Here is a 20,867-nt window from a genome sequence, read left to right as displayed (position 1 = left end):
GGGAAAATGATGAGCGAGAAAAAACATCGAGTTTCTAGACGTCAATTCTTAAACTACACGCTTACTGGTGTAGGCGGTTTCATGGCTGCAGGTATGCTTATGCCAATGGTTCGCTTCGCACTTGACCCTGTGCTCCGACCAGCAGAGGAAACAGACCTAGTTCAAGTTGTAAAGGTTGACGAAATAACGGAAGAACCTCAACGCTTTGACTTTAAAATCAAACAAAAAGATGCTTGGTACGAATCAGAAGAAACAAAATCAGCTTGGGTTTTTAAAGAAGGTGACAAAATTACGGCTTTATCACCAATCTGTAAGCATTTAGGCTGTACTGTCGGTTGGAACAATGATCCTTCAAATCCGAACAAATTTTTCTGTCCGTGTCACTACGGGCTATATGAAAAAGACGGCACAAATGTTCCAGGAACACCGCCTCTTGCACCACTTGATGTCTACGTATCTGAAGTAAAAGATGGCTATTTATTCTTAGGTAAAGCAAAACCACGAGGGGAGGCGTAATCAATTGCTTAACAAAATTTATGATTGGGTTGACGAACGTTTAGATATTACGCCTATGTGGCGCGATATTGCTGACCATGAAGTTCCTGAACACGTAAACCCTGCACACCACTTTTCTGCCTTTGTATATTGCTTCGGCGGATTAACATTCTTTGTTACAGTTATCCAAGTTTTATCTGGTATGTTCCTAACAATGTACTATGTTCCGGATATTAAAAATGCCTGGGAATCTGTATTCTATTTACAAAACGAAGTAGCATTCGGACAAATTGTACGTGGTATGCATCACTGGGGAGCTAGTCTTGTTATCGTTATGATGTTCCTACATACACTACGTGTCTTTTTCCAAGGTGCTTATAAAAAACCACGTGAATTAAACTGGGTAGTAGGCGTACTTATCTTCTTTGTTATGCTTGGTCTTGGTTTAACAGGTTATTTATTACCTTGGGATATGAAAGCTCTATTTGCAACAAAAGTTACACTGCAAATTGCAGAATCAGTACCACTTATCGGACCAACGGTTAAGACATTGCTTTCTGGACATCCGGAAATTGTAGGTGCTCAAACACTTACTCGTTTCTTTGCAATCCACGTCTTTTTCTTACCGGCTGCTCTATTTGGTTTAATGGCAGCACACTTTGTAATGATACGTAAACAAGGTATTTCTGGTCCTCTATAAGATTTACTGATTAGAATCTTATTGTAACGTTAACGGGAAACCACCTTAGTAAGGAGGGGAAATCATGCATCGCGGAAAAGGTATGAAATTTGTTGGTGACTCTCGTATTTCAGCTGAGAGAAAACCAAACATTCCGAAGGATTATTCTGAATATCCTGGGAAAACAGAGGCATTCTGGCCAAACTTCCTTCTTAAGGAGTGGTTAGTAGGTGCTGTTTTCTTAATCGGTTTTTTATGTTTAACAGTAGCGCATCCATCACCACTTGAGCGTGTTGCAGATCCTACTGATTCAGGTTATATTCCATTACCAGACTGGTACTTCTTATTCTTATACCAATTATTAAAATACTCTTTTGCATCTGGTCCATACACAGTTATTGGGGCAATTGTTATTCCAGGACTTGCTTTTGGTGGATTAATGCTGGCACCATTTTTAGATCGTGGTCCTGAGCGTCGTCCTGCAAAGCGTCCTGTTGCAGTAGGTATGATGATTCTTGGTATTGCAGCAACGTTTTTCCTTACTTGGGAATCTGTTGTTACACATGACTGGGAAGCAGCAGCTGAACAAGGGAAAATTAAAGCTGAAGCAGACATTGATAAAGAATCTGAAGGATATGCTATTTACCAAGAGCAAGGCTGTATTTCATGTCATGGTGATAATCTAGAAGGTGGAGCTGCAGGTAAAGCTCTAGTTGATAACGGATTAGAACCGGATAAAATTGCAGACATTGCGAAAAATGGTCAAGGTAGTATGCCTGCAGGGGTCTTTAAAGGCACTGACGAAGAATTGAAAATTATGTCAGAGTTTATCTCTGGTGTTACGTCTAAATAAAAAAAGCTGACTTATGTCAGCTTTTTTTGTTGAGAGCTTTATTGTGTTATATTATTTAAAAAACGATCTATACTAGCTATCGAAATCTAATAAGTCTGGTGTGTGGAAAATGAAATGGTTTCAATATTTATTAGGTCAAAAGCCGATTATTTTCATAATGGTACTTATTAATTTTTTCGGGACAGTTTATGGATATTATTGGTATAGGTATCAATTAGCAGATACTCCTGCCCATTTCTACATATTCGTTCCGGATAGTCCAACAGCAAGCCTATTCTTTTTAATCGTTGTGGCAGCTTTTATAATGAAGAAAAATCTACCCTTGATTGAAGCCTTGGCTATTGTTACATTATTTAAATATGGTATTTGGGCTGTTATTATGAACCTTCTTGTTCTGATAGTAAATGGCTCACTTCCGTGGGAAGGATATATGTTAATTGCTTCTCACTTTGGTATGGCAATTCAAGGTTTACTTTATGCTCCATACTATCGTTTTAAAGCTTGGCACTTAATTGTTGCCGCGATATGGACTTTACATAATGATGTAATTGACTATGTGTTTGGGATGATGCCACGGTACAGCATGTTAATGGATTATATCAATCAAATTGGTTATATGACATTCTGGCTAAGTTTAATTTCTATTTTCCTAGGCTATTATTTTGTTATAAGAAAAACTTCAAGAAAACTTCAATTGTAAGGAGTAATACTCATATAGCCAAGCTAAGACTGTAGACAAACTTCGATACAACATCGGAGCTTGTCTAGAGTCTTTTTATTTTGGTTTGAGGAAGGTTGGCTGTTGATTTCGTTCTAGGCGCTTCGTTGTCCATGGGGATGGCGGTGAGTCCTCAAAAAAAATCATCAAACTAGCAATAATCAATAACTAGGGTTTATAAAAACAAGTAAAAAATAGGTCTATCCTTGTCCACACTGTCATACGATTTTTAATAGAAGTTCTAGGGGGGACAAGGATGAAGAAATTATTACTCACTATTATTATTGGTATGTTGCTGTTTCATATAAAACCAGCATTTGCAGCGGAAACATATGATTGGAAGTCTTTAAATAAAATTTCCGATACGGCCCTACAACTAGCTAAGCAAGAGCGCTTTGAAGAGTCTGCCCAATTACTTAATTATTTTACTGTTAAATTCGAAGAAATACCTATTGATCGAAATGTTATTTCTTTAGACCATTACCGTACCATAACTAATACACAAAAAACGGCTCAAGATCTATTGTTAAACGAAAAAGTAAGTACGATTGAGAAAGTCAGATCATTAACCAAATTTCGTTTAGTAGTTGATGCGATGGTTTCAGAGCATCAACCATTATGGGGTTCAATGGAAACATCAATCATGGAAACTTTTTCACAAATGAAAAGTGATGTTGAACAAGGTGATAAGGAGTCATTTCAACATGATTTTAACGAGTTCTTATCTCTGTATGAGGTAATTTATCCAAGCATCCAAGTTGATCTAGACTTTCAACGAATTAAGCGTATGGATGCCCATATATCGGTAGTTGAGGATCGGTTATTTCATGAAATACCAGTTACAAGTAGGGTGAAGCAACTCACTGTAATGGAGGAAGAGTTAAAAGCTATTTTTGATAGAGTGAAAGAAGATGAAGCAGATCCGTCCTTACTTTGGGTTATGATATCAACAGGAAGTGTCATTTTATTAGCCCTATCATATTCTGGCTGGAAAAAGTACCGAGGTGAGAAAGCGAAGCAACCAAAACGTGAAAAAGAGAAGCAATAAAAAAAGAAGAGCGTAGGAGTTTCTACGCTCTTCTTGTCTATTAAATCTAGCTTTATCTTGAAATCGGCTTTTTATTTTCATCTAATGTAAATCCTTCACCTAAAACATCATGAACATCACTTACGGCGACAAAGGCATGAGGATCAACGGAAGTAATAACATTTTTTAATCGGACAATTTCGTTTTTGCCTACAACACAATAAAGAACATTTCGATCTTGCTTTGAGAAAGAACCTTGTCCTTTCAATATTGTTACCCCACGATCCATTTCCTTCATAATTCTAGAAGAAATTTCGTCAGGGTAATTTGAGATAATTGTAGCACCTTTTGCAGCATATGCTCCTTCTTGCATAAAATCTATCACACGTGCACCTACAAATACAGCCACAAGTGTGTACATTGCCTCCTTATAAGATAGATAAGCAATCCAGGAAATGGTGATTACACAAAGGTCAAATAAAAACATTGTTTTACCCATACTCCATCCTATATAACGATGAGCTAATCTGGCAATGATATCTACTCCACCAGTTGTTCCTCCATACCGAAATATCGTACCTAAACCAATACCAAGGGAAACTCCAGCAAATAGGGCCGCAAGAGTTAAATCGTCATTTAAAGGCATATTAATTTGAAAGCGTTGAAAAATCCATAAAAAAACGGACAAACTGACTGTTCCGATAACCGTGTAGATAAAAGATGTTTTACCTAAAACACGCCAACCTATAATAAATAATGGTATATTTAAAATTAAGTTAGAAATGGATGGATCAAAATTAAATAGAAAGTAAAGCAAAAGTGTAATCCCTGTAAATCCACCTTCTGCTAAATTGTTTTGAATATTAAAATGAACAAGACCAAATCCAAAAATACCCGAACCAATTAGTATAAAAATAATATTCTTTAATCTTAAATCATGTAACATGTTTCACCTCTATAATTCATTCTTAGCGTTAATATTATAGTTGATAGAATGTCAAGGTGCAAATTTTGATAAAAACGTGACGAAATAATTGTAAATTTATTTTGTATTAGCTAACATTGAATAGTAAAGATGAGGTGAATAAAATGGAACATAAAACAATGAAGGTCCTTCAAAAGGATGTTGACGATTACATTGGTCAATTTAAAGAAGGATATTTTTCACCATTGGCCATGATGGCTCGGATTACAGAAGAAGTAGGTGAACTTGCTAGGGAAATTAACCATACTTATGGTGAAAAACCTAAAAAGACAACCGAGGAAGAGAAAAAGATCGAAGAGGAAATCGGAGATGTTTTGTTTGTTCTTATTTGTCTAGCAAATTCATTAAATATAGATTTAGAAGAAGCTCATGATATGGTGATGAACAAATTCAATACTAGAGATAAAAATCGATGGACAAGAAAAGAAAAATAAAGGAGATTTAAATATGTCAGAAATAAAAATTGTTATTGCAGGTGCTCGTGGGAGAATGGGGAGCGAGGCTGTAAAACTTGTTGAAGAAACTGAACATTTTCAGCTAGTGGGTGTAGTGGACCATAAGTATGAAGGTATGAGACTTAATGAGCTTGAAGGTTTCAATGCTGATGTACCAATTTATACAGACATTGATAAATGCTTTTTTGAGACAAACCCCGATGTACTCATTGATTTGACAACACCTGAGATTGGGAAAGTACATACAAAAAAAGCATTACAGAATGGTGTTAGACCAGTTGTAGGTACGACAGGTTTTTCTGAAAATGATCTAAATGAACTACAACAATTAACAGAAGAAAAAGGGATAGGTGCAATTATAGCTCCTAATTTTGCCATTGGAGCTATTTTGATGATGAAATTTTCACAGATTGCGGCAAAATATTTTCAAGATGTTGAGATTATTGAACAACATCATGATCAAAAGTTAGATGCTCCTTCCGGTACAGGCATCAAAACCGCAGAAATGATCTCAGCTGTACGTCAGGAGAAGCAACAAGGACATCCAGATGAAAAGGAAATTCTTGCAGGAGCTCGTGGAGCTAATTTAAATGGTATTCGTCTACATAGCGTTCGTCTTCCAGGATTAATTGCCCATCAAGAGGTTTTATTTGGAGGGGACGGACAAACTCTGAAAATTCGTCATGACTCATATAATCGGGCTTCATTTATGTCTGGTGTAAAATTAGCAGTTGAAAACGTGATGAAAATCGATCTGCTAGTGTATGGACTAGAAAATATTATTGAGTAAAAGGGGAAATATAAATGAAAATTGCGCTAATTGCTCACGATAAAAAGAAAACAGATCTTGTACAATTTGTTATGGCATATCAACCGATTTTTAAAGATCATGAATTGTTTGCAACAGGTACTACAGGCCTCCGCATTCAGGAGGCTACTGGTTTATCTATTCACCGTTTTCAGTCTGGTCCGCTTGGAGGAGATCAGGAAATTGGTGCATTAATTGCAAAAAATGAAATGGATATGGTTATTTTCTTTCGAGATCCTTTAACTGCACAACCTCATGAGCCGGATATTACAGCACTAATTCGTCTTTGTGATGTATATTCGATTCCACTAGCAACAAATATGGGGACAGCCGAAATATTAGTACGAGGTTTAGATCGTGGGGATTTTCAATGGCGTAATGTCATTCATGATAAAAAGTAATTCAAATAACCGGAATGATTTGAAAAATAATCATTCCTTTAGATATGAATAGGGAGAAGAAAATGAGTAATAGACTAGATATTCTTGCAATTGGTGCTCATCCTGATGATGTCGAGATAGGTATGGGTGGTACAATTGCTAAGTATGCCAAAGCTGGCTTAAAAATTGGAATCTGTGATCTGACTAAAGCAGAATTATCTTCCAATGGTACTGTAGCCATTCGCCAAGAAGAAGCAAAAAGAGCTGGAGATATTATCGGACTATCAGAGAGAATTCAGTTGTCACTTCCTGATAGGGGTTTATATATGCTGGATTCCTCTATTAAAGAGATTGTAACGATTATTAGAAAATATGAGCCAAAAGTTGTTTTTGCCCCATATTTTGATGATCGTCACCCGGACCATGGACATTGCTCCAGGCTAGTTGAAGAGGCGGTTTTTTCAGCGGGAATTAAAAATTATCAAGATCTTTTAGGACAGTCGTCTCATCGAGTAAAGAATCTCTATTTTTATATGATCAATGGATTTCATAAACCAGATTTTGTTATTAACATATCAGAAACAATTGAACAAAAAATAGAAAGCTTAAAAGCATATTCCAGTCAGTTTGAAAAAGCTCAAGGTTCAACAGAAACACCCCTTACAAATGGCTATATAGAAGCTGTTGAAAGTAGAGAAAGATTATATGGAAAAGAGGTTGGTGTAATGTACGCAGAAGGATTTATGACGAAAAAACCAATCTTGCTTTCAAAGGATTTAATAGGTGATAACGAATGAAACAAAAATTAAAAATAGGAATTACTTGTTACCCTTCTGTTGGAGGCTCTGGAGTTGTTGCTACCGAGCTTGGAAAGCTCTTAGCTGAAAGAGGTCATGAAATTCACTTTATCACCTCAAGCTTACCATTTCGGTTAAATAAGGTGTATTGCAATATCACGTTTCACGAGGTGGAAGTAAATCAATATTCGGTATTTAAATACCCTCCATACGACTTAGCGCTGGCAAGTAAAATGGCTGAAGTTGCAAACCGTGAAGATCTCGATATATTACATGTGCATTATGCAATACCACATGCAATTTGTGCTTACCTAGCTAAGCAAATGGTTAAAAAAGATTTGAAAATAGTTACTACACTTCATGGTACAGATATTACTGTATTAGGCTATGATCAATCGCTTGCAGATATGATTCGCTTTGGAATTGAGTCATCAGACAGAGTGACAGCTGTATCTAATGCACTCGTTCAACAAACCTATGAACTACTTCAACCTAAGAAAGAAATAGAAACAGTGTACAACTTTATCGATGATCGTGTTTATTATAAGAAGGATGCCGCTTATCTAAAGGAAGAGTATGGGATCCTAGAGGAAGAGAAAGTCATTATTCATGTTTCAAACTTCAGAAAGGTGAAGCGTGTTCAAGATGTGATTTATTCTTTCCAGAAAATCCAAAGAAAAGTAAAAGCAAAGCTTCTTCTTGTTGGTGATGGCCCAGAAATGTCTTTTGTAAGTAGGCTAGTGAGGGAATTGGGGTTATCTGGAGAAGTTCTTTTCTTGGGAAAACAAGATAGCTTGGAAGACTTATATTCAATTAGTGATCTTATCTTATTACTTTCTGAAAAGGAAAGCTTTGGTTTGGTTTTACTTGAAGCAATGGCATGTGGTGTTCCTAGTATTGGAACAAATGCTGGAGGAATTCCTGAAGTGATTAAAGAAGGCGAAACAGGATACATCTGTGAAGTAGGTGACATTGATACAGTTGCTTTTCATGCTATACATCTTTTATCAAATAGTGAACTACATAAGTCTATGTCAGAAAACGCAAAGAATAGTGCCACACAATTATTTCATTCAGATAAGATTGTTTCACAATACGAATCAATTTACTATGAACTATTAAATGAAGGTGTAAAAAGTGGAGACCCCATTTTATGAAGCAAAACCCATACTAGAAAAATTACATAACTCAGACTTTGAGGCATTTTATGTTGGTGGAGCTGTTCGTGATTACTTGCTAAAAAGACAAATTGGAGATATTGACATTGCAACCTCAGCTAAACCTGATGAAATCAAACAAATTTTCTCTAAAACGGTTGATGTTGGGGCAGAACATGGAACGATTATCGTGCTACATAATAATAAATCATTTGAGGTCACTACTTATAGAGCTGAAACAGGCTATGATGATTTTCGTAGACCAAAATCTGTTTCATTTATATCTTCATTAAAAGAAGATTTAAGACGCAGGGATTTTACCATCAACGCGATGGCAATGGATATTGAGGGCACTATTTATGACTATTTTGATGGAAGGCAGCACTTAAAAGAAAAAGTAATTATGACCGTTGATTCTCCGTCAGAAAGATTTTCAGAAGACGCACTTCGAATGCTTAGAGCAGTTCGTTTTGTTAGTCAATTGGGGTTCACCTTATGTCCAGAGACAAAAGAAGCCTTAAAAGAGCTTGTTCATCTATTAAATGCAATCTCAGTAGAAAGAAAAACAGTAGAAATTGAAAAGCTTTTTCAAGGTGCTTATTATAAAGCTGCCATTCAGACACTAATTGATTGTCAGGTGAATAACTATTTGCCTGGTATGGCTGAAAAAGAGCATCAGTTAGAAATTTTAGCATCTTTTCAGTTAGACCTTCTTACGACAAGAGAAGACTTATGGACAATGATTACATATAAGGTCGAACCTCCCTCAGTAGAGAAATACTTAAGAAAATGGAAACTCCCGGTTAAGCTGATCAAGATAGTTGAAAAAAATATAAGATTTCTAATGTTACTTCAACAAGAGAAATCATGGACAAGCTTATTATTGTATGAAGCTGGATCTGACTGTGCACTTTCTGTTGAACGTATTCGCTCTGTTATAGATGACCCGAATATGGTAAACGAAAATATTAATGCTGTCAAAGACTCACTCCATAGGCTGCCTATTCATAATAAGAGTCAATTAGATATTACAGGACATGAATTAATTAAAATCATGAAAAAGAAACCAGGTCCTTGGGTAGCAAAACTTATTTCAGAAATAGAAAAAGAAATTATACTAGATAAATTAGAAAATGAAAGGTCAGCAATAAAGGAGTGGGTATTAAAGTGCAATCAGAACTTCGAACAAAATTACTAGAAGCCTTTTCAAATGCAGAGGGAGAATTCGTATCTGGTCAAAAAATAAGTGAATATATTGGTTGTTCAAGAACAGCTGTTTGGAAACATATAGAAGAGTTAAGAAAAGATGGATATGAGTTAGAAGCTGTAAGGCGCTTAGGATATCGCATTACAAAAAAACCGAACAAAATAAGTAGCAATGAAATTCAAATTGGATTAAAGACAAAAACATTAGGGCGTCACGTTCATTTTGAAGAAACTGTTACATCAACACAGAAGATTGCTCAAACATTGGCAGGTAATGGAGCTCCGGAAGGGACTATTGTTGTTGCTGATCAACAAACAAATGGAAGAGGCCGTATGGCTAGAGAATGGTATTCTCCAAGTGGTACAGGTATTTGGATGAGTTTGATTATTAGACCAAACATTCCTGTTCATTCTACCCCGCAACTAACTCTTTTAACAGCTGTAGCTATCGTTCAAGCAATTGAAGAACTAACTCCAGTTAAGCCGGATATTAAATGGCCTAATGATATATTAATTAACGGGAAAAAGGTTGTGGGGATTTTAACTGAGCTGCAAGCGGAGGCAGATCAAGTTCACTCCGTAATTATTGGAACGGGTATTAATGTGAATCAAAAGGTTGAAGACTTTCCTGAGGAACTACAGCAAATTGCCACATCAATAGGAATTGAAACAGGAAAGCATTGGGAAAGAGCTCTATTTATTCAAACGATATTATTGAAATTTGAAGGGCTATATTCGTTATACCTTTCGCAGGGCTTTCTTCCAATTAAACTGTTGTGGGAGGGCTATGCCATTAGTTTGAATAAGAAAATGGTGGCTAGAACAATTAATGGATCAGTAGAAGGAAAGGCAATTGGTATTGATCATAACGGCGTTCTACTAATTGAGACTAGCGATGGAAGTATTAAAGAAATTTATTCGGCTGATATTGAGTTGAAATAATGGGTAACTGTGTGATTTGCTATGATAGATAACGATAGTAATTAGTAAAATTTTCTGCTATACTTTTTTTGGGTAGTATCTTATGAACTACACCTTGTGATAAAGAAAAGTTTGTTGAAGACCTTTATTAATGTAAATAGTAATAATAAGGTCAAATAAAATTTTTTTGAAAATTATCTGCCTTGATCCAAGAAGGACTAGGACAGAGGGATGAAACCGAACGAATAGTCTACAATCCTTCTATCTTTGTCGATAAGAAGGATTTTTTATGTTTAATGATTGAGGTAAAACAATCATGATAAATTTAAAATCGGATAATTCATTCTCTCTCCTACCATGCTTTTCTCATTATGAACTACCCATTTATCATAAGTAAATCCAATGTTGTTCCTATACAAGAATGGATTTACATGCTAAATCTGGAGGGGAAATTATGAAAACAAGACAAGATTTTATGAAAATGAAAGAAAAAAGTGAACCAATCACAATGCTGACGGCTTACGATTTTCCAAGTGCCAAACAAGCCGAGATCGCCGGAGTTGATATGATTCTTGTTGGAGATTCATTAGGAATGGTTGTGTTAGGGTATGACTCCACAATACCTGTTACTGTTAACGATATGATTCATCATACGAAAGCAGTAAAACGAGGAGCAAAGAACACATTTGTCGTAACAGATATGCCGTTTATGTCTTATCACCTTTCTAAAGACGAATCTTTAAAAAACGCTGTAAGAATTATGCAGGAAGGTGGAGCAGATGCTGTTAAGGTGGAGGGTGCAGATGGTGTTACTCCTATAATTGAAGCGCTTACTTTTGGTGGAATACCAGTTGTTGCTCATCTTGGGTTGACACCTCAGTCAGTTAATGTCTTAGGTGGATACAAAGTTCAAGGAAAAGATGCAGGGGCAGCTCGAAAGCTAATTGAAGATGCTAAAAAATGTCAAGCTGCAGGGGCAATAGCTCTAGTTTTAGAATGTGTTCCACAGCAGTTAGCGCTTGAGATAACAAGGTTACTTTCAATACCAACAATTGGTATTGGTGCAGGCCGTCAAACTGACGGTCAAGTGTTAGTTTATCATGATTTAGTAGGTTACGGTTCAGGTTATGTTCCGAAATTTGTAAAACAGTATGCCTCTATAGCAGAAACAACAATATCTGCAATTTCGCAATATGTTGCAGAAGTGAAAAGTAGAAGCTTTCCAGAGGAGAAACACTCCTTTAACATGAAGGAGGAAGAGCTACACAGCTTATATGGAGGATTAAAGAAATGAACATTGTTAGTACAATCCAGGAACTAAGAAAAGAAATTCGTTCATTTAAACAAGAAAACCTAACAATCGGGTTTGTACCAACAATGGGTTATCTACACGAAGGTCACTTAAAGCTTTTAGAAGAAGCAAGAAAAGAGAATGATGTTGTCGTATTAAGTATATTTGTTAATCCTCTTCAATTTGGCCCAAATGAAGATTTTGATTCGTACCCAAGAAATGCAGAAAGAGATCAGAAACTAGCAGAGCAGGCAGGGGTTGATCTTATATTTACTCCGCCTGTGAATGAGATGTATCCAGATGAACCTGCATATACAGTCATTGTTAAAAAAAGGATAGATGTATTATGTGGAAGATCAAGAAAAGGACACTTTGATGGAGTTGCAACAGTCCTAACGAAATTATTTAATATGGTTCAACCTGACAGGGCTTATTTTGGAATGAAGGATGCCCAACAAGTAGCGGTAATTGACGGGTTAATTAGTGAATTTAATTTTCCAATGGATTTAGTGGCAGTTCCAACAATAAGGGAAGAAGACGGATTAGCAAAAAGCTCACGAAATGTTAACTTAAATGATCGTGAAAGAAAAGAAGCAACAGCTTTATATAAAAGCTTAAGCCAAGCAAAAGACTTCATCCTAACTGGGGAACGAAATAAACAAAAAGTAATAGACCTTGTTTCCGCCATCATTACAACCAATACATCAGGAACGATTGATTATGTTGAAATTCTGAGCTATCCAAAATTAGAGGAAATTGAGGTACTTCATGGAAAGATCATCCTTGCTGTCGCTGTGAAGTTTACAAATGCAAGACTAATTGATAATATAACGATTGAAGTTTAATTGCATGAAAAAATAGCTCGTTAGAGTGTTAAAAATAAAGATATATAGATGAAAAGAGGGAGAGCCAAATGTTTCGTACAATGTTGAATGCTAAAATACATCGTGCTCGTGTAACAGAGGCTAATTTGAATTACGTTGGTAGTATTACTATAGACGAAGACATTATCGATGCTGTCGGTATGGTTGCAAATGAAAAAGTACAAATTGTTAATAATAACAACGGCGCACGATTTGAGACCTATATTATTCCGGGTAAAAGAGGCAGTGGGGTTGTATGTTTAAATGGTGCTGCTGCAAGGCTTGTTCAAGAAGGAGACGTAGTCATCATTCTTACTTATACAATGGTACAAGAAGAGAAATTATCTACTCACCAACCAAAAATTGCTATTATGGATGAAAATAATAAAATTATAGAAATTTTAGGTCAAGAACCAGCTGCAACAATTTTATAATAAAACAAATAAGACCTGACTCAAAATGACTTTCAATTTTTCCGCTTTTCCATGAGAGGAGTCATTATAGAGTAGGTCTTTTTTATTTTCTTTTAAGTGAGTTAATTTCATAATTATGACTCTTAAATCAAAAAACGAACATTTTTCCTCACCTTGAACATGTTAATAAACAGTACACGGATAAAAACATTATTAGATGTGAAATTTATACGTTTTTTGGTAACAAATTATACATTTTGAAATTGATTCCAGTAACTCATACTTTTTGGAAAGTGTAAATAGTGTAACATACACATCTTACTCTACGGAATAGTGTGAAAAAATGAATGGTATTAGCCTAGTATATTGTAAAGTTATTTAAAACTTACACGTATTGGGGTAAACTAATAGTCAGCAAAGAGTATGAATAAAACAGTTTTTCGTTTTTGAAATAAATTGAGGTGTTATTTATGAAAGAACAACGTTATGTTGTGATCGATATAGAAACAACTGGTAATTCACCCAAAAAAGGGGACAAAATCATTCAAGTTGCTGCTGTGACAATTGAGAATGGGGAAATTGTTGATCGATATATGAGCTTTGTTAATCCTATGCAAGAAATACCACCTTTTATTGAACAGCTAACAGGAATTTCAAATCATATGGTGGAAGATGCTCCTACGTTTGGTGAAATTGCCGAAGAACTACATAACATGTTAACGGATGCTTTTTTTGTCGCTCATAACGTCTATTTTGATTTGTCTTTTTTACAAGAGGAGTTTAAAAGTTATGGTTATTATTTTTCAGGGCCAATTCTAGATACAGTGGAATTAACGAGAATGGCTTTCCCGACTGAAAAAAGCTATAAATTATCCGATTTAAGTGATGAATTTAATATGCTTCATGTTAATCCACATCGAGCTGATAGTGATGCAGAAGCAACAGCTTTATTATTACTACATATTTTTAAAAAGTTAAATGACTTACCAATTATCACTCTACAACAGCTAATAAAACTGGCAGGCTCTTTTATAAGTGATGCAGAGGAAATACTTGAAGAATTACTATCTAAGAAACTTATAACGTTAAGGGAACAAGGAAATCCTGACGTAGAAATTGTTCGTACACTTGCAATCAAAAAGCAAAATGACACGATAGAGCCTGAGGGGAAAAGCGTTGAATTAGAGCCCGATACCATACTTAATATTTTTATGAATGGACGGGAAAGCATTACAAAAGTATTACCAACCTATCATGTACGATCAGGGCAGCTAAAAATGATGAATGAAGTGTTGGACGCATTTTCTACTCATCAGCACAGTATGATTGAAGCTGGTACCGGAAGTGGAAAAACAATTGGATATCTTGTACCAGCTTTAATACACTCAATAAAAGAGAAAAGACCGTTAATCGTCAGCACACATACGAATCATTTACAAACCCAAATACTTGAAAAAGAAATTCCTTTTTTACAGAAGGTTTTACCGTTTCCTTTTACAGCAACGATTTTAAAGGGTCAGGGCCATTATTTATGTTTGCAGAAGTTTGAACAATCACTAAAAGACTTAGATGATAATTATGACTTTATATTGGCGAAGGCCCAAATATTGATTTGGTTAACACAAACAGAAACTGGTGATGTAGACGAGTTAAACCTTCCATCTGGGGGAAGGACTTTATGGGAGAATCTCCATGTAGATAATTCTTCCTTTCATAATAACCCGTTTTCCTCGATATGTTTCTATCAAAAAGCAAGGAAAAAAGCATCAGAAGCGAATATTATCATAACTAATCATGCTATGCTTTTATCTGATGTTGAGAGAGAACAAAAAATCTTGCCTGATTATCAGGAAGTCATAGTTGATGAAGCACACCATTTTCAACATGTTGCTACTGAACAACTTGGTATAAAATTACACTATTTAGAGCTTAACTACATGATGAACTCACTAGGTTTTTTGCATACAAATGGCCTTTTAAAGAAATTTATTCAATGTCAGCAAAAGTTTCATCTTGAAAGCTCTACTTTTTCACAAAAACTAGAGAAGATCTTAATGGAGCTACAAGAAGAAACACAACAATTTTTTTCAGGTCTTCACGCCTATGTTCTAAAAAGAAAAAAAGAATCCTTTTTAAATCGTACCTCATATCGACTTCAATCTGAAAAAGAGAATAATCGAACATGGAACTCAATCCTAGAGTTGGCAAACAGAATTCAATTTATGATCCATGATCTTTTGAAGTTAATGGAAACAGAACTTGCAAAATTTGATAAAATTTCAACAAATGAATTATCGATTACAGAGAAGCTAACGATTGAAAACATGAGAAAAGTAATCGTAAAAATGAATGTGTATAAGAAAAATATTGAATTCTTATTTTTTGAGGAATATGATTCGATTGTTAAATGGATTGAAATTGAGTCAAAAGGTGCTAAAAATGCCGTTTATATTTACGCTCAACCTGTACAGGTTTCTGAATACTTAGCAGATAAGTTCTTTGCTCACGTACAAAGTGCAGTGCTTACTTCTGCTACTTTAACAGTAAAAAAATCTTTCTCCTATTTCATTCATAATATTGGACTAGCTGATTTTTTCCCGAAACAGGTTGTATTAGATTCATCGTTTGACTATGAAAAACAAGTGAAATTGTTTGTACCAACTGATATGCCTGTAGTAAATGAGGTTTCTATCGAAGAATACTCAGAGGCGATTGCAGCACATATTGGGACCGTAGCTCAAATTTCAAATGGAAAAATGCTCGTTTTATTTACTTCTTATGAAATGTTGAGAAAAACGTATCAAATTGTTAAAGAAGATGTGACATTAGAGGATTTTGCCATAATGGGGCAAGGAACAGGAAGTGGAAGTAGATCTAGACTTACGAAAAATTTCAAACAATTTGATAAGGCCATTTTGTTGGGGACAAGCAGCTTTTGGGAAGGCGTTGATTTCCCAGGAGAAGACCTAAAGGCTCTTATGATTGTTCGACTTCCATTTGCTTCTCCGGATGACCCTATCGTGGCTGCTACAAGTGAATACATGGAAGAACAGGGTGCGAACTCATTTTACGATTATTCACTTCCAGAGGCTATCCTAAGATTTAAACAGGGGTTCGGGCGCTTAATTAGGCATGAAGATGATCGTGGTATTCTGTTTGTATTAGACAATCGCATTATTACGTCAAGATATGGAAAAGATTTTTTAGCGTCAATTCCATCTATCGATATAGTGTCAAAACCAATGCATCATCTTACACATTCTATTGATGATTGGATTAGTAACAAAAAGGGTGGCTGATTATACTGAATCAGCCACGAAGATTTGGTGTGAGCTAGGAGAAATTTATTTTCACGTTACTTAATGACACCTGTTATAATAAATCGTGGTTACAACAAATAGATGTTGTTGTAATGTTATTGTATCCAGACTAGGCAGACATATAAGTTACAATATTTGTTTTTAAGTGGGAGGAAAAAAGCTATGGAAAGTAAAATTGAAATTGTATCAACCGTAACTGTAGATCATTCTGATGATTTATATAAAATCGTTGACTTGCTGAACAGAACATTAAAAAGAGATGATTTAATGTTTGGTCTTGCTCTTGATCAGGAAGATAAATCAAAAGCAGTATTTACTATATACCGTACTTAGAAAGGGTTACGATATGGGTAGAAAAACTTGGACATTCATTGCCGTCTTCTCAATTTTGTTTATTGCAGTTGTATGGATTTTTACAGCAACATATCAGGCTGCAAGAGAACAATACACGAATGGTCATGAGCAATCGAAGAAAATAGCTATGGAATCAGCAAATCTTTCGACTATAACGGAAATTACGACTTTTAATAGTGATAAACAATATCATGTATTAACAGGAGAAAAAACAAAAAATGAGAGTGTATACGTCTGGGTGTACAAAAAGGATAAAGAAGATAAAATGTTAGTGAAAAAACAGTCTTCTGGAATTACAAAGGATGAAGCACTTAAAAAGGTTAATAAGGAATACAGCCCAGTAGAAATCATAAGTGTTCGGTTAGGTATGGATGAAGAAATACCTATTTGGGAAGTGAAATACAAAGACAAATCTGATCGATATACATTTGATTATGTGAATTTTTATGATGGTGAAATTATTAAACATATGGCATTAAAAACAAAAACTTCATCTTAATAAAAAGGTGTAGAAATAATCGGAAAGTTTCGGCTTATTTTGGAAACATTGCGACCATATTATAAAAAACGTATAATTATATGATGAAGAAAATACATAAAAAGTAGACATCGCAGCTGATGGAGGGAATTTATACGTGAAAACAACAATTGCAGAAGTTGGAAAATATGTTGGACAAGAAGTAACAATAGGAGCATGGCTTTCAAATAAACGCTCAAGTGGAAAGATTGCTTTTCTTCAATTAAGAGATGGTACAGGCTTTATCCAAGGAGTTGTAGTAAAGGCTGAGGTTGCAGAAGAGGTTTTCCAAAATGCAAAGTCTATTACTCAAGAAACATCTCTTTATGTATCTGGAATCGTTAAGGTAGATGAACGTTCTCCCTTTGGTTATGAATTAGGGGTTACGAATATTCGCGTTATTTCTGAATCTGTTGATTATCCTATAACACCAAAAGAGCATGGAACTGAATTTTTAATGGATCACCGCCATTTATGGCTTCGTTCTAAACGTCAGCATGCAGTAATGAAAATTAGAAACGAAATCATTAGATCAACATATGAGTTTTTTAATAAAGAAGGTTTTGTTAAAGTTGATCCGCCAATTTTAACTGGAAGTGCACCGGAAGGAACATCTGAATTATTTCATACCAAATACTTTGATGAGGATGCCTATTTATCTCAAAGTGGCCAATTATACATGGAAGCAGCAGCTATGGCGTTAGGGAAGGTATTTTCTTTTGGTCCTACGTTCCGAGCAGAAAAGTCAAAAACACGCCGCCATCTTATAGAATTTTGGATGATTGAGCCTGAAATGGCTTTTTATGAATTTGAAGATAATCTTCAAGTACAAGAATCGTATGTATCATATATTACCCAAAGTGTCTTAGAAAATTGTTCACTTGAACTAACTACATTAGGTAGAGATACATCTAAATTAGAAAAAATAAAGGCGCCTTTCCCAAGAATTACGTATGATGATGCAATCAAGTTTCTTCAAGATAAAGGATTTACAGATATTAAATGGGGAGACGATTTTGGTGCTCCACATGAAACAGCAATTGCAGAGAGCTTTGATAAACCTGTCTTTATTACACATTATCCAACAAGCTTAAAACCTTTTTATATGCAACCGGATCCTAGCCGAGAAGACGTTGTGCTTTGTGCTGATTTAATTGCACCAGAGGGCTATGGTGAGATCATTGGTGGTTCTGAGCGAATTCATGATGAGCAGTTGCTTAAACAACGTTTAGAAGAGCATCAATTGGATGAACAAGCTTATGAGTGGTATCTACAGCTTAGAAAGTATGGTTCTGTACCACATTCTGGATTTGGCTTAGGACTTGAGAGAACGGTAGCATGGTTAAGTGGAGTTGAACATGTTCGTGAAACAATTCCGTTCCCTCGTTTATTGAACAGACTTTATCCATAAGAAGGTAAAAAAACTGACTCTGTTGAGTCGGTTTTTTTATTCTTATCCAACAGGTACAAAAACATAGTGTAAGTAGTTGATTCCCTTATATGGCAAAAACAACCGAAGTTATTTTATACAATGTAGTAGTTTGGCATGGTATACTACACTAAGGTAAGGGGTGTGAATATGAATAAAGAACAATTCATCTTTCTCCAAGAAGCAGGACATGTTTCCATTCCGGTTATGCTTTTTAATTATTATGCAAAATTGGGCTTAAATGAACTTGAATTTATGCTCATCCTACAAGTAAAAAAATATAAGGAGAACGGAAACCAATTTCCTACTCCAACTGAACTATCGCAGCATATGTCAATTTCAACATCTGAATGTACGTCTATTTTAAGAACATTAATACAAAAAGGCTTCTTAATGATTGAAGAGAGTGAACAAGACACAATTTTATTTGAATATTACTCGCTTAAACCACTATGGGATAAGTTATACACATATTTAAGTAATGAAAGCCAGAAAAAAACTCAGGAACAAAGTCAAAAAGAGGATGAGAGTTTATATACAACTTTCGAGAATGAATTCGGGCGACCACTATCACCATTTGAGTGTGAAACTCTAGCTATTTGGATTGATCAAGACGATTATGACCCTGTTATTATTAAAGCGGCATTAAGAGAATCTGTTATGTCAGGAAAATTGAACTTTAGATACATTGATCGGATTCTTTTTGAGTGGAAGAAGAACGGAATTCGTACAATTGAACAAGCAAGAAACTATGCTAAAAAGTTCCGTCAAAATCAGGCTACGCCATCAAAAACTCAAAGTAATCCAGAAAATTATCAAAGAAAAGTTCCTTTTTATAACTGGCTTGAGAGCTAAAAATTTAGCTCTTTTTTCTTATGTTCTAGTGTACTAATAAATAAAAAATGAATGTTAAATAGTAGGTGAGAAGATGTTAACAAAAGTTCAAATCCGTGAGTGTCTAGATACAATGACAGAGATGTTCCCTGATGCTCATTGTGAACTAATTCATGACAATCCTTTTGAATTAGTGATAGCTGTAGCATTATCTGCTCAATGTACGGATGCTTTAGTAAATAAAGTTACGAAAAATTTATTTCAAAAATATAAAAAACCTGAGGATTACTTAGCTGTCTCGCTGGAGGAATTACAGTCAGACATCAGGTCAATTGGATTATATCGAAATAAAGCTAAGAATATTCGTAAGCTTTGTGAAACATTGCTCGAACATTATAATGGAGAAGTTCCAAATGATCATACAGAGTTAACGAAGTTAGCTGGAGTTGGTAGAAAAACAGCAAATGTTGTAATGTCTGTTGCATTTGGTGTTCCTGCAATTGCTGTTGATACCCATGTAGAAAGGGTAAGTAAACGTCTTGGCATTTGCAGGTGGAAGGATTCAGTATTAGAAGTAGAGAAGACCTTAATGAAAAAAGTTCCAAAAGAAGAATGGTCAGATACACACCATCGATTAATTTTCTTCGGAAGATACCATTGTAAAGCTCAATCTCCACAATGTGAAAGTTGTCCACTGCTTCACTTATGTAGAGAAGGGCAAAAAAGAATGAAAAATGGGAAGGCTAAACATGCCAAATAACATGTATATGATACCTGATGTTTTTCGAGGTAAGCCTTTTTTTCAAAACCAAACACATTTTTACGAGCTACAAAATGATACAAAGAAAACTTTACTACAAGAACCTTTTTATTTTGACATGCTTTCCATACAACAGTCACAGCATGTAGAGAATTTACCTTGGGATCATCCGGAAGAATTTGTTCCGGTTTTGCTTGATGTTTGGAAACAAATGATGTTAAAAGCTAAGGAAGGATTTATGAAACGAGATAGAAGTGATTCGCAAAAGAAATCACTTTTAAAATGTATATCGCTTTTTATTGTGGGTTTACATTGGGTGAATAGAAGATCAGTTCAAACGATTAGAGTTAATTCAATGCGTATAAATACAATGCAATTTAAACCGGTAAATTGTGAGGAGAGACTTCAATTTATAGTAGATAACCCATTTCAATATCATGCCTTTGTCCAGTTAGAACAACTTTTTGAAGAACTTGAAAAATCCTTTTTTAAGGCACTTGCAATGAGTAAACTTTAGGAATTATTCGCGGTAAAACGGATAATTCCTTTATATTATATAGAAAAGAACCGATCAAAATGAACGGTTCTTTTTTGTTATTATCAAT

General features: G+C 35.2%; 23 protein-coding genes. 22 read left to right on the top strand and 1 reads right to left on the bottom strand.

Annotated elements, in window-relative coordinates:
- Positions 1-9 precede the first annotated feature (9 nt).
- The 5 genes from ACEWK1_RS12045 (at position 10) to ypjB (ending at position 3,793) form a co-directional block, all read left to right on the top strand.
- On the top strand, positions 10-516 hold the full coding sequence (locus ACEWK1_RS12045) for a ubiquinol-cytochrome c reductase iron-sulfur subunit (protein ID WP_121662578.1): 507 nt from the start codon (positions 10-12) through the stop codon (positions 514-516).
- A gap of 4 nt (positions 517-520) precedes the next feature.
- Positions 521-1,195, top strand: coding sequence for a menaquinol-cytochrome c reductase cytochrome b subunit (gene qcrB, locus ACEWK1_RS12040; RefSeq protein WP_072579407.1), 675 nt, complete (start codon positions 521-523; stop codon positions 1,193-1,195).
- A gap of 64 nt (positions 1,196-1,259) precedes the next feature.
- Positions 1,260-2,027 carry a c-type cytochrome gene (locus ACEWK1_RS12035; protein ID WP_416636319.1) on the top strand — a complete coding sequence of 256 codons (768 nt, stop codon included), beginning with the start codon at positions 1,260-1,262 and terminating at the stop codon, positions 2,025-2,027.
- Positions 2,028-2,136: 109 nt separating this feature from the next.
- Entirely contained in the window at positions 2,137-2,727 is a 591-nt protein-coding gene (locus ACEWK1_RS12030) for a DUF1405 domain-containing protein (RefSeq protein WP_416636318.1), read from the top strand.
- A gap of 274 nt (positions 2,728-3,001) precedes the next feature.
- Positions 3,002-3,793 carry a sporulation protein YpjB gene (ypjB, locus tag ACEWK1_RS12025; protein WP_121662576.1) on the top strand — a complete coding sequence of 264 codons (792 nt, stop codon included), beginning with the start codon at positions 3,002-3,004 and terminating at the stop codon, positions 3,791-3,793.
- 52 nt (positions 3,794-3,845) lie between these two features.
- Here the strand turns inward: ypjB and ACEWK1_RS12020 are convergent, their stop codons facing one another.
- A complete protein-coding gene (locus ACEWK1_RS12020; protein ID WP_121662575.1) occupies positions 3,846-4,718 on the bottom strand; it encodes a YitT family protein in 873 nt (290 codons plus the stop codon).
- Positions 4,719-4,861: 143 nt separating this feature from the next.
- Between ACEWK1_RS12020 and ACEWK1_RS12015 the strand changes: the two genes are divergently transcribed.
- The 17 genes from ACEWK1_RS12015 to ACEWK1_RS11935 all read left to right on the top strand — a co-directional run bounded on the left by ACEWK1_RS12015 (position 4,862) and on the right by ACEWK1_RS11935 (position 20,779).
- On the top strand, positions 4,862-5,191 hold the full coding sequence (locus ACEWK1_RS12015) for a nucleotide pyrophosphohydrolase (RefSeq protein ID WP_416636317.1): 330 nt from the start codon (positions 4,862-4,864) through the stop codon (positions 5,189-5,191).
- 13 nt (positions 5,192-5,204) lie between these two features.
- Entirely contained in the window at positions 5,205-6,002 is a 798-nt protein-coding gene (gene dapB / locus ACEWK1_RS12010; protein WP_251395991.1) for a 4-hydroxy-tetrahydrodipicolinate reductase, read from the top strand.
- A 14-nt stretch (positions 6,003-6,016) separates the two neighbouring features.
- Positions 6,017-6,421, top strand: a complete 405-nt coding sequence (gene mgsA / locus ACEWK1_RS12005) for a methylglyoxal synthase (RefSeq protein ID WP_121662572.1) — start codon at positions 6,017-6,019, stop codon at positions 6,419-6,421.
- Between the two features lie 62 nt (positions 6,422-6,483).
- Positions 6,484-7,197, top strand: coding sequence for a bacillithiol biosynthesis deacetylase BshB1 (bshB1, locus tag ACEWK1_RS12000; protein WP_212138374.1), 714 nt, complete (start codon positions 6,484-6,486; stop codon positions 7,195-7,197).
- Complete coding sequence (bshA, locus tag ACEWK1_RS11995) at positions 7,194-8,354, top strand: N-acetyl-alpha-D-glucosaminyl L-malate synthase BshA (protein WP_121662570.1); 1,161 nt, start codon at positions 7,194-7,196, stop codon at positions 8,352-8,354. Before bshB1 ends, bshA begins: the two co-directional genes overlap by 4 nt.
- Positions 8,335-9,552 carry a CCA tRNA nucleotidyltransferase gene (locus tag ACEWK1_RS11990; protein WP_121662569.1) on the top strand — a complete coding sequence of 406 codons (1,218 nt, stop codon included), beginning with the start codon at positions 8,335-8,337 and terminating at the stop codon, positions 9,550-9,552. The genes bshA and ACEWK1_RS11990 overlap by 20 nt, the downstream gene beginning before the upstream one ends.
- Entirely contained in the window at positions 9,522-10,502 is a 981-nt protein-coding gene (locus ACEWK1_RS11985; RefSeq protein WP_416636316.1) for a biotin--[acetyl-CoA-carboxylase] ligase, read from the top strand. Before ACEWK1_RS11990 ends, ACEWK1_RS11985 begins: the two co-directional genes overlap by 31 nt.
- A gap of 433 nt (positions 10,503-10,935) precedes the next feature.
- Positions 10,936-11,775, top strand: coding sequence for a 3-methyl-2-oxobutanoate hydroxymethyltransferase (gene panB, locus ACEWK1_RS11980; RefSeq protein ID WP_416636315.1), 840 nt, complete (start codon positions 10,936-10,938; stop codon positions 11,773-11,775).
- A complete protein-coding gene (gene panC, locus ACEWK1_RS11975; RefSeq protein ID WP_121662566.1) occupies positions 11,772-12,617 on the top strand; it encodes a pantoate--beta-alanine ligase in 846 nt (281 codons plus the stop codon). The genes panB and panC overlap by 4 nt, the downstream gene beginning before the upstream one ends.
- A 68-nt stretch (positions 12,618-12,685) precedes the next feature.
- The gene (gene panD, locus ACEWK1_RS11970) at positions 12,686-13,069 is read left to right on the top strand and encodes an aspartate 1-decarboxylase (protein ID WP_416636314.1); all 384 of its coding nucleotides are present in this window, start codon (positions 12,686-12,688) and stop codon (positions 13,067-13,069) included.
- Between the two features lie 449 nt (positions 13,070-13,518).
- Positions 13,519-16,347 (top strand): ATP-dependent DNA helicase DinG, encoded by a 2,829-nt coding sequence (gene dinG / locus ACEWK1_RS11965; RefSeq protein ID WP_416636313.1) that lies wholly within the window; start codon positions 13,519-13,521, stop codon positions 16,345-16,347.
- Between the two features lie 183 nt (positions 16,348-16,530).
- On the top strand, positions 16,531-16,701 hold the full coding sequence (locus tag ACEWK1_RS11960) for a YpmA family protein (protein ID WP_121662563.1): 171 nt from the start codon (positions 16,531-16,533) through the stop codon (positions 16,699-16,701).
- Between the two features lie 13 nt (positions 16,702-16,714).
- Positions 16,715-17,221: a DUF5590 domain-containing protein gene (locus ACEWK1_RS11955; RefSeq protein ID WP_416636312.1), complete on the top strand. Its 507-nt coding sequence runs from the start codon at positions 16,715-16,717 to the stop codon at positions 17,219-17,221.
- 136 nt (positions 17,222-17,357) lie between these two features.
- On the top strand, positions 17,358-18,650 hold the full coding sequence (gene asnS, locus ACEWK1_RS11950) for an asparagine--tRNA ligase (RefSeq protein ID WP_121662561.1): 1,293 nt from the start codon (positions 17,358-17,360) through the stop codon (positions 18,648-18,650).
- Between the two features lie 168 nt (positions 18,651-18,818).
- Positions 18,819-19,523: a DnaD domain-containing protein gene (locus ACEWK1_RS11945; protein WP_121662560.1), complete on the top strand. Its 705-nt coding sequence runs from the start codon at positions 18,819-18,821 to the stop codon at positions 19,521-19,523.
- A gap of 73 nt (positions 19,524-19,596) precedes the next feature.
- The gene (gene nth, locus ACEWK1_RS11940; protein ID WP_212138370.1) at positions 19,597-20,262 is read left to right on the top strand and encodes an endonuclease III; all 666 of its coding nucleotides are present in this window, start codon (positions 19,597-19,599) and stop codon (positions 20,260-20,262) included.
- Positions 20,252-20,779, top strand: a complete 528-nt coding sequence (locus ACEWK1_RS11935) for a YpoC family protein (protein WP_416636311.1) — start codon at positions 20,252-20,254, stop codon at positions 20,777-20,779. The genes nth and ACEWK1_RS11935 overlap by 11 nt, the downstream gene beginning before the upstream one ends.
- Positions 20,780-20,867 lie beyond the last annotated feature (88 nt).

Source organism: Metabacillus sp. YM-086, assembly GCF_048059995.1.
In the GTDB taxonomy this organism is placed as follows: domain Bacteria; phylum Bacillota; class Bacilli; order Bacillales; family Bacillaceae; genus Metabacillus; species Metabacillus litoralis_B.
This window is presented reverse-complemented; position numbering and strand designations above follow the sequence as displayed.

Excerpts from the sequence above, each read along its gene's own strand:
- ACEWK1_RS12045 (WP_121662578.1), top strand. The coding sequence starts at position 10 with ATGAGCGAGAAAAAACATCGAGTTTCTAGACGTCAATTCTTAAACTAC.
- ACEWK1_RS12035 (WP_416636319.1), top strand. The coding sequence starts at position 1,260 with ATGCATCGCGGAAAAGGTATGAAATTTGTTGGTGACTCTCGTATTTCA.
- ACEWK1_RS12030 (WP_416636318.1), top strand. The coding sequence starts at position 2,137 with ATGAAATGGTTTCAATATTTATTAGGTCAAAAGCCGATTATTTTCATA.
- ypjB (WP_121662576.1), top strand. The coding sequence starts at position 3,002 with ATGAAGAAATTATTACTCACTATTATTATTGGTATGTTGCTGTTTCAT.
- ACEWK1_RS12020 (WP_121662575.1), bottom strand. The coding sequence starts at position 4,718 with ATGTTACATGATTTAAGATTAAAGAATATTATTTTTATACTAATTGGT.
- ACEWK1_RS12015 (WP_416636317.1), top strand. The coding sequence starts at position 4,862 with ATGGAACATAAAACAATGAAGGTCCTTCAAAAGGATGTTGACGATTAC.
- dapB (WP_251395991.1), top strand. The coding sequence starts at position 5,205 with ATGTCAGAAATAAAAATTGTTATTGCAGGTGCTCGTGGGAGAATGGGG.
- mgsA (WP_121662572.1), top strand. The coding sequence starts at position 6,017 with ATGAAAATTGCGCTAATTGCTCACGATAAAAAGAAAACAGATCTTGTA.
- bshB1 (WP_212138374.1), top strand. The coding sequence starts at position 6,484 with ATGAGTAATAGACTAGATATTCTTGCAATTGGTGCTCATCCTGATGAT.
- bshA (WP_121662570.1), top strand. The coding sequence starts at position 7,194 with ATGAAACAAAAATTAAAAATAGGAATTACTTGTTACCCTTCTGTTGGA.
- panB (WP_416636315.1), top strand. The coding sequence starts at position 10,936 with ATGAAAACAAGACAAGATTTTATGAAAATGAAAGAAAAAAGTGAACCA.
- panC (WP_121662566.1), top strand. The coding sequence starts at position 11,772 with ATGAACATTGTTAGTACAATCCAGGAACTAAGAAAAGAAATTCGTTCA.
- panD (WP_416636314.1), top strand. The coding sequence starts at position 12,686 with ATGTTTCGTACAATGTTGAATGCTAAAATACATCGTGCTCGTGTAACA.
- dinG (WP_416636313.1), top strand. The coding sequence starts at position 13,519 with ATGAAAGAACAACGTTATGTTGTGATCGATATAGAAACAACTGGTAAT.
- ACEWK1_RS11960 (WP_121662563.1), top strand. The coding sequence starts at position 16,531 with ATGGAAAGTAAAATTGAAATTGTATCAACCGTAACTGTAGATCATTCT.
- ACEWK1_RS11955 (WP_416636312.1), top strand. The coding sequence starts at position 16,715 with ATGGGTAGAAAAACTTGGACATTCATTGCCGTCTTCTCAATTTTGTTT.
- ACEWK1_RS11945 (WP_121662560.1), top strand. The coding sequence starts at position 18,819 with ATGAATAAAGAACAATTCATCTTTCTCCAAGAAGCAGGACATGTTTCC.
- nth (WP_212138370.1), top strand. The coding sequence starts at position 19,597 with ATGTTAACAAAAGTTCAAATCCGTGAGTGTCTAGATACAATGACAGAG.
- ACEWK1_RS11935 (WP_416636311.1), top strand. The coding sequence starts at position 20,252 with ATGCCAAATAACATGTATATGATACCTGATGTTTTTCGAGGTAAGCCT.